The 11,388-nt window shown below is 67.5% G+C and carries 10 protein-coding genes; 9 read left to right on the top strand and 1 reads right to left on the bottom strand.

Features of this window, described 5'->3' with window-relative positions:
- Positions 1 to 2 precede the first annotated feature (2 nt).
- The 7 genes from AC1DOX_RS18435 (at position 3) to AC1DOX_RS18465 (ending at position 8,364) form a co-directional block, all read left to right on the top strand.
- Positions 3 to 806 carry an SDR family oxidoreductase gene (locus AC1DOX_RS18435; protein ID WP_441619381.1) on the top strand — a complete coding sequence of 268 codons (804 nt, stop codon included), beginning with the start codon at positions 3 to 5 and terminating at the stop codon, positions 804 to 806.
- Complete coding sequence (locus AC1DOX_RS18440; RefSeq protein WP_441619383.1) at positions 799 to 2,496, top strand: thiamine pyrophosphate-binding protein; 1,698 nt, start codon at positions 799 to 801, stop codon at positions 2,494 to 2,496. The genes AC1DOX_RS18435 and AC1DOX_RS18440 overlap by 8 nt, the downstream gene beginning before the upstream one ends.
- Positions 2,497 to 2,508: 12 nt before the next feature.
- A complete protein-coding gene (locus tag AC1DOX_RS18445; protein WP_092142849.1) occupies positions 2,509 to 3,315 on the top strand; it encodes an aspartate dehydrogenase in 807 nt (268 codons plus the stop codon).
- A 14-nt stretch (positions 3,316 to 3,329) separates the two neighbouring features.
- Positions 3,330 to 4,808: an aldehyde dehydrogenase gene (locus AC1DOX_RS18450; RefSeq protein ID WP_441619385.1), complete on the top strand. Its 1,479-nt coding sequence runs from the start codon at positions 3,330 to 3,332 to the stop codon at positions 4,806 to 4,808.
- 34 nt (positions 4,809 to 4,842) lie between these two features.
- Positions 4,843 to 5,808: a VOC family protein gene (locus tag AC1DOX_RS18455; protein ID WP_441619387.1), complete on the top strand. Its 966-nt coding sequence runs from the start codon at positions 4,843 to 4,845 to the stop codon at positions 5,806 to 5,808.
- A 24-nt stretch (positions 5,809 to 5,832) separates the two neighbouring features.
- Positions 5,833 to 6,789: a PDR/VanB family oxidoreductase gene (locus AC1DOX_RS18460; protein ID WP_441619389.1), complete on the top strand. Its 957-nt coding sequence runs from the start codon at positions 5,833 to 5,835 to the stop codon at positions 6,787 to 6,789.
- A 111-nt stretch (positions 6,790 to 6,900) separates the two neighbouring features.
- On the top strand, positions 6,901 to 8,364 hold the full coding sequence (locus AC1DOX_RS18465) for an MFS transporter (protein ID WP_441619440.1): 1,464 nt from the start codon (positions 6,901 to 6,903) through the stop codon (positions 8,362 to 8,364).
- 93 nt (positions 8,365 to 8,457) lie between these two features.
- Here the strand turns inward: AC1DOX_RS18465 and AC1DOX_RS18470 are convergent, their stop codons facing one another.
- Positions 8,458 to 8,979: a MarR family winged helix-turn-helix transcriptional regulator gene (locus tag AC1DOX_RS18470; protein WP_441619391.1), complete on the bottom strand. Its 522-nt coding sequence runs from the start codon at positions 8,977 to 8,979 to the stop codon at positions 8,458 to 8,460.
- Between the two features lie 347 nt (positions 8,980 to 9,326).
- Here AC1DOX_RS18470 and AC1DOX_RS18475 point away from each other — a divergent pair, with 347 nt between their 5' ends.
- Positions 9,327 to 10,148, top strand: a complete 822-nt coding sequence (locus AC1DOX_RS18475; protein WP_092142861.1) for an IclR family transcriptional regulator — start codon at positions 9,327 to 9,329, stop codon at positions 10,146 to 10,148.
- 143 nt (positions 10,149 to 10,291) lie between these two features.
- Positions 10,292 to 11,278 carry a tripartite tricarboxylate transporter substrate binding protein gene (locus tag AC1DOX_RS18480; protein ID WP_441619396.1) on the top strand — a complete coding sequence of 329 codons (987 nt, stop codon included), beginning with the start codon at positions 10,292 to 10,294 and terminating at the stop codon, positions 11,276 to 11,278.
- Positions 11,279 to 11,388: the final 110 nt, after the last annotated feature.

Consider the following 11,388-nt stretch of genomic DNA (forward strand, 5'->3'; position numbering starts at 1 on the left):
CGATGTCCATGATTGAACTCGACGGCAAGGTAGCCGTCGTGACCGGCGGGTCCTCCGGCATCGGGCTGGCGACCGTCGAGTTGCTGCTGGAAGCCGGCGCGGCCGTGGCCATGTGCGGCCGCGACGAAGCCCGCCTGCGCAGCGCCGAAGCCGATCTGCGCAAGCGCTTTGCAGGATGCCGCCTCCATGCGGCCACCTGCAACGTGCTCGACCCGCAGCAGGTCAACGCCTTTGCCGCCGACGTGGCGCGCGAACTGGGGCCGGTGGACATGCTGGTGAACAACGCCGGCCAGGGCCGCGTGTCGACGTTCGCCAATACCGAGGACGCCGCCTGGGTGGAAGAACTCCAGCTCAAGTTCTTCTCGGTGATTCATCCGACGCGCGCCTTCCTGCCGCAGCTGGAGCAGTCATCGCAGGGTGCCATCGTCTGCGTGAACTCGCTGCTGGCCACGCAGCCGGAGCCGCATATGGTGGCGACCTCCGCCGCGCGCGCCGGCGTGCACAACCTGGTGCGATCGCTGGCCACCGAATTCGCGCCGCGTGGCGTTCGCGTCAACGGCATCCTGATCGGGCTGGTGGAATCGGGCCAGTGGCGCCGCCGCTTCGAGGCGCGCCCCGAAGAGGACCGTCATCTGGACTGGGGTGCGTGGACCGCGCGCCTGGCCCGTCAGAAAAACATTCAACTCGGCCGTCTCGGCCTGCCGCAGGAAGCCGCACGCGCCATCCTGTTCCTTGCCTCGCCGTTGTCTTCGTACACCACGGGCAGCCACATCGATATTTCCGGAGGACTCTCCCGTTATGCGTAACGAGCAACAACAAGTCACCGTGGGCTGCGCCATTGCAGCCTTCCTCGAGCAATGCGGCGTCAAGGCTGCATTCGGCGTGATCTCGATCCACAACATGCCCATCCTCGACGCGATGGGCGAACGCGGCAAGATCCGCTTTGTGCCGGCACGCGGCGAAGCGGGCGGCACCAACATGGCCGATGCCTATGCCCGCACCACGGGCGGCCTGGGCGTCTGCCTGACCTCCACGGGCACCGCCGCCGGCAATGCCGCCGGCGCGATGGTGGAAGCGCTGACTGCCGGTACGCCGATGCTGCATATCACGGGCCAGATCGAAACGCCGTACCTGGACCAGAGCCTCGCTTACATCCACGAAGCGCCCGACCAGCTGACGATGCTGAAGGCCGTGTCGAAGGCCGCGTTCCGCATTCGCAGCGCCGATACCGCGCTGTCGACGATCAAGCTGGCCGTGCAGACCGCGCTGACGGCGCCCACCGGCCCGGTCAGCGTCGAGATTCCCATCGACATCCAGGCCGCGCTGATCCCCATGCCGACCGACCTGCAGCCGCTGCCGGTGGCGCAGCACCAGCCGTCCGCGCACGCACTGGACGCGCTGGCCGAGCACCTGGCGCGCGCCAAGCGGCCGATGCTGTGGCTGGGCGGTGGCGCGCGTCATGCCACCAAACAGGTGAAGCGCCTGCTGGACCTGGGCTTTGGCGTGGTGACGTCGACGCAGGGCCGCGGCATCGTGCCGGAGGACGATCCCCGCTCGCTGGGTGCCTACAACCTGCACAAGCCGGTCGAGACCTTCTACCAGACCTGCGACGCGATGCTGGTGGTTGGCTCGCGCCTGCGCGGCAATGAAACGCTGAAGTACGAACTGAAGCTGCCGCGCCCGCTGCTGCGCATCGACGCCGATCCCGCATCGGAAGGCCGCTGCTACCAGAGCGACTACTTCGTGAGCGGCGATGCCGCGCTGGCGCTGGACGGGCTGGCCGATCGCCTGGAAGGCCGCATGCAGATCGACGCCGGCTTTGCCGCCGACCTGCGCCGTGCGCATGACGTGGCCGTGGGCGCGCTCGTCGATGGCCTGGGCCCGTACAGCACGCTGGTGCAGGCGCTGCAACAGGCCGTCGGCCGCAACTTCAACTGGGTGCGCGACGTGACCGTATCCAACAGCACCTGGGGCAACCGCCACCTGCAGATCTTCGATTCGCGTGCCGGCGTGCATGCGCTGGGCGGCGGCATCGGCCAGGGCCTTGCCATGGGCATCGGCGCGGCAGTGGGCGCGGCGGCCACCGTATCGGGCAAGAAGACCTTCACGCTGGCCGGCGATGGCGGCTTCATCCTGAACCTGGGTGAACTGGCCACCGCCGTGCAGGAGCGTGCCGACATGGTCATCGTGCTGATGAACGACAAGGGCTATGGCGTGATCAAGAACATCCAGGACGCGCAATACGGCGGCCGCCGCCACTACGTGGACCTGCATACGCCGGACTACGCGCAGCTCTGCCAGTCGCTGGCGCTGCGTCACCGCCGCGTGAGCAACCTGGCCGACATCGGCACCGCGCTGGAAGAAGCCACCATCGAGCCGGGTCCGTTCATGCTGGAGATCGACATGCTGTCGATCGGCACCTTCAAGACCGTGTTTGCCGGCCCGCCGGTCAACAAGCAGGCACCCATCGCCAGCCCGGCGACGGCTGCTGCCTGAGGAGAAACGTCCATGCTGCATGTGTCCATGGTGGGTTGCGGGGCGATTGGCCGCGGCGTGCTGGAACTGCTCAAGTCCGATCCGGACGTCGTGTTCGACGTCGTGATCGTGCCGGAGGGCACGCAGGACGAGGCGCGCGGCGCGCTGTCCGCGCTGGCACCCAACGTCCGCGTGGCGACGGGCCTGGCCGATGGCGACCGGCGCCCCGATCTGCTGGTCGAGTGTGCCGGCCACCACGCGCTGGAAGAGCACATCGTTCCGGCGCTGGAGCGCGGCATCCCCTGCATGGTGGTGTCCGTCGGCGCGTTGTCCGAGCCCGGGCTGGCCGAGCGCCTCGAGGCGGCGGCCCGCCGCGGTAACACGCAGGTGCAGCTGCTGTCGGGCGCCATCGGTGCGATCGATGCGCTGGCCGCGGCCCGCGTGGGCGGCCTGGACGAAGTCATCTACACCGGCCGCAAGCCGGCCCGCGCCTGGCTCGGCACGCCAGCCGCCCAGCTGTTCGACCTCGACGCGCTGACCGAGCCGACGGTGATCTTCGAAGGCACCGCGCGCGATGCGGCGCGCCTGTATCCGAAGAACGCCAACGTCGCGGCCACGGTGTCGCTGGCCGGGCTGGGCCTGGACCGTACCTCGGTCCGGCTGCTGGCCGACCCGGCCGCGGTGGAAAACGTCCATCACGTGGAAGCACGCGGCGCGTTTGGCGGCTTTGAGCTGACCATGCGCGGCAAGCCGCTTGCGGCCAATCCCAAGACGTCCGCGCTGACCGTGTTCAGCGTGGTGCGCGCCCTCGGCAACCGCGCTCACGCGGTGTCGATCTGAAGCGAGCCTGACTCATGACCACGCAACATCCCCTCCTGATCTGCATCGCCGGCGAATGGCGCCTGGGTGCGGGCGACCGCTACGCCACGCGCTATCCCGCCACCGGCGAGGTCGTGGCGGAACTGAACGCGGCCAGCCTCGACGATGTGGAAGAGGCCGTGCAGGGCGCGCATCGCGCCTTCCTGACCAGCGGCTGGGCCCAGCGCAAGCCGCACGAGCGCGCCGCCGTGCTGTATCGCGTGGCCGAACTGATCCGCGCGCGCGCCGAGCCCCTGGCCCAGCGCCAGCGCCTGGACAACGGCAAGCCGATCAGCGAAACCCGCGCACTGGTGGCCAGCGCCGCCGGCACGTTCCAGTATTTCGCGGCGGCGTGCGAGACGCTGGAAGAATCCATCACGCCGCAGCGCGGCGACTGCCTGACGATGAGCGTCTACGAGCCGATGGGCGTCGTGGCGGCCATCACGCCGTGGAATTCGCCGATCGCCAGCGAAGCGCAGAAGATGGCGCCGGCGCTGGCCGCTGGCAACGCCGTGGTCGTCAAGCCGGCGGAAGTCACGCCGCTGATGGCGCTGGAACTGGCCGCGATCTGCGAGGAAGCCGGCGTGCCGAAGGGCCTGATCAGCGTGCTGCCCGGCAAGGGTTCGGTGATCGGGGACGCCATCACCAAGCATCCGCTGGTGCGTCGCGTGTCGTTCACGGGCGGCACCACCACGGGCAAGCACATTGCCCACATCGCCGCCGACAAGATGATGCCGGTGTCGCTGGAGCTTGGTGGCAAGTCGCCGACGATGGTGTTTGACGATGCCGACCTCGATCACGCGGTCAATGGCGTGCTGTACGGCATCTTCAGTTCGTCGGGCGAGTCGTGTATCGCCGGTTCGCGCCTGTTCGTGGCGCGCTCCCAGTACGAGCCGTTCATCGACCGCCTGGCCGCCGCCGCCGCAAAACTGCGCGTGGGCGATCCGGCCGACGAGCGCACCCAGATGGGGCCGCTGATTACCGACCGGCATCGCGACAGCATCGAATCGTACGTGGCGATGGGCGTCGCGGACGGCGGCCAGCTGCGTACCGGCGGCCTGCGCCCCGAAGTGGCAGGCCTGCCCAACGGTTACTTCTATACGCCGACGATCATCGAGGGGCTCGATAACGACGACCGCATCTGCCAGGAGGAAATCTTCGGGCCGGTGCTGGTGGCGATGCCGTTTGACGACGAGGACGACCTGATCGAGCAGGCCAACGACAGCGTGTACGCGCTGGCGGCCGGCATCTGGACGCGCGACTACAAGCGCGCATGGCGGGTGGCACGGTCCGTGCAAGCCGGCAACGTATGGATCAACACCTACAAGCAATTCTCCATCGCGACGCCGTTCGGCGGATGGCGCGACAGCGGCCTGGGCCGCGAGAAGGGACGACTGGGCATCCTGCAGTACATGGAGCAGAAGAGCGTGTACTGGGGATTGAACGAACAACCGCTGCCGTGGGCCGCCAACTGAGCCCGTTGCAAACGGCATGACGGAGACTGGAATCATGAAGGTATTGGGAATCGATGAAATCGTGTACGGCGCGGACGACTTCGACGCGTGTCGCGGCTTCTTCAGCGACTGGGGCCTGACCATCAGGCGCGATGACGCCGAGGGTCTGGACTTCGAGACGCTGAACGGCTGCCGCGTACTGGTGCGTAAGATCGGCGACGCGTCGCTGGCGCCGGCCATCGAGGATGGCCCGACGCTGCGCGAAGTGGTGTGGGGCGTGGACAACCAGGCATCGCTGCACGCCATTCGCGACGCCATCGGCAACGAGCCGATGTTCGTATCGCTGGAGAACGGCGCCCGCATCGGTTGCACCGATCCGAACGGGCTGGCCGTGCGCTTCCAGGTCTCGGCGAAGCACGATGTGCAGGTCGAGTGCGCGGTGATGAATACGTGGAACGACAAGCCGCGCCTGAACCAGCGCAGCCCGATCTACGAACGCGCCACGCCGATCGAAGTGGGCCACGTGGTGTTCTTCGTGAAGGACGTCAAGGCAACCGAGCGCTTCTACGTGGAGAAGTTCGGCTTCGTGCCGTCGGACCGCTACCCGGATCGCGGCGCGTTCCTGCGCTGCGCCGCTGAGGGCGGGCACCACGACCTGTTCCTGCTGCAACTGCCGCAACCCCGGAGCGGGCTGAATCACGTGGCGTTCACCGTGCGCGATATCCACGAGGTGTTCGGCGGCGGCATGCACATGTCGCGCACCGGCTGGGATACGCAGCTCGGTCCGGGCCGGCACCCGATTTCCTCGGCGTACTTCTGGTACTTCAAGAATCCGGCCGGTGGCCTGATCGAGTACTACGCCGACGAAGACCAGCTCGACGCCCACTGGGAGCCGCGCGCATTTGAACCGGGTCCGACCATGTTCGCCGAATGGGCGATCGAGGGCGGGATCGATGGCAATACCCGCCGGCAGAAGAACGCCGGCGGTCCGGAAGGCAAGTTCCTGACGGAAAAGCGTTGAAGCCGTATTAAGAAGGAAGCCGTCATGAGTGCCAGCCAATCCCTGACGATGCGCGTGCAGGCCATGCGCTTTGAAGCGCGCGGTGTCGTCAGCATCGAACTGCAAGATCCCACCGGCGCGGTGCTGCCCGAGTTCAGCCCGGGCGCGCACATCGACCTGCACCTGGCCAACGGCCTGGTGCGCAGCTACTCGCTGTGCGGCGCGCCGGAAGCGCGCGACCGCTACACCGTGGGCGTGCTGCTGGACCGCAACAGCCGCGGGGGCTCGCGCTTCGTGCACGAGCAGCTGCGCGTGGGCACCACGCTGACCGTGGCCGCGCCGCGCAATCACTTCGCGCTGGAGGAAGACGCCGCGCATACCGTGCTGGTGGCCGGCGGCATCGGCGTCACGCCGATCGTCTGCATGGCGCGCCGGCTGGCCGAGCGCGGCCGCGGCTTCACGCTGCTGTACTGCGCCCGTTCGCGCTCGGAAGCTGCCTTCGTGGAGCAGCTCGCGGCCTATGGCGATGCGGTGCGTTTTCACTTCGACGATGAAGCCGGCGCGCCGCCGGACCTCAAGGCCATGCTGGCCGGACAGGATGCCGATACGCACTTCTATTGCTGCGGCCCCGGCCCGATGCTGAATGCGTTCGAGGCCGCGTGCGAAGCCAACGGCTACGCCAACGTCCACATCGAGCGCTTTGCCGCCGACCCCGGCACGGAAGCCGTGCAGGAAGGCGAATACAGCGTCACGCTGCAGCGCACCGGCAAGCTTGTGCACGTGCCCGCTGGCAAGTCGCTGCTGGATGCGCTGCTGGAATCGGGCGTGCAGATGGAATACAGCTGCCGCGAAGGCGTGTGCGGGTCTTGCGAGACGGCCGTGCTCGACGGTTGTCCGGACCACCGCGACAGCGTGCTGAGCAACAGCGAGCGCGCATCGAACAAGACCATGATGGTCTGTGTATCCGGCTGCAAGGGCCAGCGCCTGGTGCTGGATATCTGATTTCCCCCTGCCGCGTGCTTGCCGCGGCCACGACGAATGCCTGCGCACACGAGCCGCCCAAGCGGCCACGCGGGTGCCTGCCCCTCACGAGATTCGGGAATAGATACCGTGTTGATCCAGAGACATGACGCCGCGCCCCCGGGCGCGAACGCTGCCGCCGCCACGCTTGGCGGCGCGGCGGCCAACGACGTTGGCGCCCGCGCCGATACCCACACGACGGCCACCACGGTGACCCGCGGCCAGATCATCGCGCGCATCGAGCGCATGCCGGGCAACGCGATGCACATCCGCGCCCGGCTGCTGATCGGCCTGGCCACGTTCTTCGATGGCTTCGACGTCATCGCCATCGCGGCCACGCTGCCGCTGCTGATCGGCAAGTGGTCGCTCACGCCGGGCCAGATCGGCTTCCTGATCGCGGCGCCGTCCGTGGGGCAACTCGTGGGCGCGCTGCTGTTCCCGGCGCTGGCGGAACGGTTCGGCCGCCTGCGGTCGATTGGCTGGAGCGCGGGCATCATCGGTCTGATGAGCATCGCGTGTGGCTTCGCACCGTCGTTCGAGATCTTCGCGCTGCTGCGGATCGTGCAGGGCCTGGGGCTGGGTGGAGAGTTGCCCGTGGCCGCCACCTACATCAACGAGGTCACGCGCGCCCACGGGCGGGGCCGGTTCGTGCTGCTGTATGAAATCGTGTTCCCCATCGGGCTGATGGTGTCCAACGCCACGGGTGCGTTCCTCGTGCCGCGCTTCGGCTGGGAGGTGATGTACTTCCTCGGCGGCGTGCCGATCGTGCTGTACTTCGTGCTGCGCCGTCTGGTGCCGGAATCGCCGCGCTGGCTGGCGGAAAAGGGCCGGCTCGCGGAGGCCAATCAGGCATTGCAGCAATTCGAGTCCCGCGCGAAGCAGCCGCTGCCGCCGATCGCCAATGCAGCGGTCTTCGATGCCCTGAGCGCGAAGCATCCGCGCCGCCGCGTGCGCGACCTGGTGGGCCGCGCCTATATCGGCCGCACGCTGGCCGTGTGGATGCTGTGGGCAACCTGTGGCTTTATTCAGTACGGCTTGTCGACGTGGCTCCCGACGATCTACAAGACCGTCTATCACGCGCCGCTGCAACTGGCGCTGAACCTGGCGGCGGGCGCATCGGTGTTGGGCGTGGTGGGTTCGCTGATCTGCGCGATGGTGGTGGACAAGGTGGGTCGCAAGCCGGTGATCAACGTGTCCTTCATTCTCTGCACGGTATCGCTGATCCTGGCCGGTGTGTTCCATGCGTCGTCGGTCTACGTGGTGGCCACGTTCTGCGCGCTGGCGATGGGCTTCCTCGCCAGCGGCTTTATCACGGCCTATGTCTACACGCCGGAGCTGTACCCGACGAGCATCCGGGCGATGGGCTGTGGTCTGGGTGGCGCATGGCTGAAGATCTCGGCGATCTTCGCGCCGGGCCTGATCGCCGGCACGATCGGCACCGGCAACCTCAGTACCGCGTTCTACGGCCTGGCCGCCGTGCCGTTCCTGGCGGCCATCACGGTGTACTTCCTCGGCATCGAGACCAAGGGTCAGGTGCTGGAAGAACTCGAAGTCTGAGAGGTCGCTTCAAAGCGGTTCCGGTTTCGGCTCCGCTTCATGACAAACGCCCTGCTGCCGCATTGCGGCGCAGGGCGTTTTGTCATGGCGGGCTCATGCCTTGCCGGCGCTGGTGCAGATGCCGTGCAGCTTGCGCAGGCCGACATAGAGCCCGTGGCGTTCCTCGGGGGAGAGCATGCGGATCACGGACGCCTGGCCGCGCTGCGCCAGCGGAATGACCTGCGCGTGCAGCGCCTCCCCGGCTGGCGTGATACGGCAGATCAGGCGCTTGCGCGGCGTATTGCCTTCCGCCTCGAGCGTGACCAGGCCACGGTCTTCCAGCAGTCGCAACGTGCGGCTGACCAGCGCCTTGTCGGAGGTGGATTGCCTGACCAGTTCCGCGAACGACAGCTCCTTGCCATGTGCGAGCAGCGCGAGCAGGCGCCATTCGGGCACCGTCAGGTTGAATTGGGACGCGTAGGGCTCCGTCACGCTGCTGCGCAGCGCGGTGACCAGTTGGCTCAGCATCGTGGTCAGGAAGTCGTTGACGGTCAGGCCGGTGCCGGCTTCGTCGAGGTCCGACCACGGGTCGGTCATGTCGGACGCATTGTCTTGGGGGCGGAGCGAATTGGGCATGACTGACGGAGCAGGGAAGGAATGCCGCGGGGCGGCTGGAAACCGGGCGCGATTGTCTCACACGGGGGCATATGGGCAACTTTGTGCCACGCGATGCGAGACCTTGCGCGATAGGGGAATGTCAATCGGTGGTTTACTCAAGTTGAGTCATCAACAACCCTGACCTACAGTGAAGACGTTCCTGATGTGAATCTAGGTTTCATAGATAAAACACATCTGCTAGTGTTCCGGGTGAGGCAGTGCGCGCGAGCGTGCTGTGCGCGACGCGTCATGTTATATCGATCCGTTGCCGGTCGGCTGGCCTCGACAGGCCGGCCCCACAACCGAACGTCAAGCAGAGAGAGACCATGAGCAAAGATCTTCCCGCAGAGGAAACACAGGACAAGTACATCGTGCCGGGCCTGGAGCGGGGGCTGAGGCTGCTGGGAGAGTTCAGCAGCAAGGACCGCACGTTGTCGGCGGCGGAACTGGCGAGGCGGCTGCAGGTGCCGCGCTCGACAGTCTTCCGGCTGCTTGCCACGCTGGAAATGATGGGGTTCGTGGAACGCACGGACGGCGGGCGGGAATTCCGCCTGGGGATGGCGGTGCTGCGGCTGGGGTTCGACTACCTGGCGTCGCTGGAGCTGACCGAACTCGGACGACCGTTGCTGGACCGCTTGCGCGACGAGATTCACTACCCGTGCAACCTGGTCGTGCGTGATGGCCGGTCGATCGTGTATGTGGCCAAGTCGGTGGCAGCGCGGCCTTTCACGAGCACGGTCAACGTGGGCACGCGCCTGCCGGCGCATGCCACGGTGCTGGGCCGGGTGCTGCTGGAAGACCTGTCGCTCGCGGCGTTGCGCGAGCTGTATCCGGAGCCTCGACTCGAGGTGTATTCGGAAAGCACGCCGCGCACGGTGGAAGAGCTGTACGACATGGTGCAGCGCGACCGGCAACGCGGCTACGTGCTGCACGAGGGATTCTTCGAGGCGAGCATCTCGACGATTGCCGCGCCGGTGCGAGACCGCACCACGCGCGTGGTGGCCGCGCTGGGGGCGACGATCCCCGCATCGCGGATCGATCCGGCGCAACTGGATTCGATGGTCGAAAAGGTGCGCGGCGCGGCGGCGGAGCTGTCGAGCCTGCTGGATTACCGGCCAGTCCCGCAGGGCAGGGTGGCCAACGAATGACGTAACGAATGACGTAAGAACGGGCAGGAACGACGATGCAGGACGGCAGCCACAAGGCGAGCGCACCGAGCGCACCACTACGCGCAGCACGATGGGCCTCCGGGCGTGTATCCGGGAGTGCAATTGGGCGAGCATCCGGGCGCATGATTACCCGGCGTGCCGCGTGGCTGGGATTGGCCGCCGCGCTGCTGTCCACGGGGCTCGCCGGCTCGGCACAGGCCGCGAGCGCCTGCGCGACCGTGCGGATCGTCGTGCCATTTCCCGCCGGCGGCGCCGCGGACCAGCTGGCACGCACCGTCTCCCAAGGGCTGCAGCAACGCCGGGGCACGACGATCGTCGTCGACAACAAGCCCGGCGCCAACGGCAATATCGGCATCGATGCGGTGCGCCGCGCACCCGGCGATGGCTGTACCTGGCTGGTCGTGCCGGCCGGCAACCTGACCATCAATCCCACGCTGTTTCCTGCGCTGTCCTACAACGTTACGCGCGACTTCAAGCCGGTATCGCTGCTGGCGAGCTCGCCGAACGTGCTGGCCGTGCATCCGTCGGTCAAGGCGCGCACGGTGCCGGAACTGATCGCGCTGGCAAGGCAGGCGGATCAGGCCAGGACGCCGCTGGGCTATGCCAGTCCCGGCGTCGGCAGCGGCCTGCATCTGGCGGGCGAACTGTTCCATCACAAGGCCGGCGTCAACATGCTGCATGTGCCGTACAAAGGCACGACGCAGGCCGTCAACGACGTGGTCGGCGGGCAGGTGCCGGTGCTGTTCGGCACGTGGCCGACGCTGGCGCCGTTCATCCAGTCGGGCGCGCTGCGCGCGCTGGCTGTCACACAGTCGAAGCGTTCCCCGGCGGCGCCTGACGTGCCGTCGCTGGCGGAACAAGGCGTGCCGGGCATCGACGTGAGTTCCTGGTATGCGCTGCTGGTGCCGGGTGCCACGCCGCAGCCGCTGGCCGATGCGCTGTCCGCCGACGTGCGCGCGCTGTTTGCCACGCCTACCGTCCGCAATGACTTGCAGCGCCAGGGCCTGGAACCCGTGGCGAGCACCCCCGAAGCCCTGGCCGCACGCATCCGCGATGACACCGCGGCGTGGGCGACGCTGATCCGCACGTACCACATCACCGCGGACTAGTTCGAGCGCGCCCGCGCGGCGCACCTCCCTCTTTTACATCTGAGTCGTACCTGGCCGCACCCCGCACCGTGCAGGGTGGCCTGCGGCCGTCTTTTCTTGCACGAGCGAGG

This window comes from Cupriavidus sp. 01L415 (assembly GCF_056400065.1).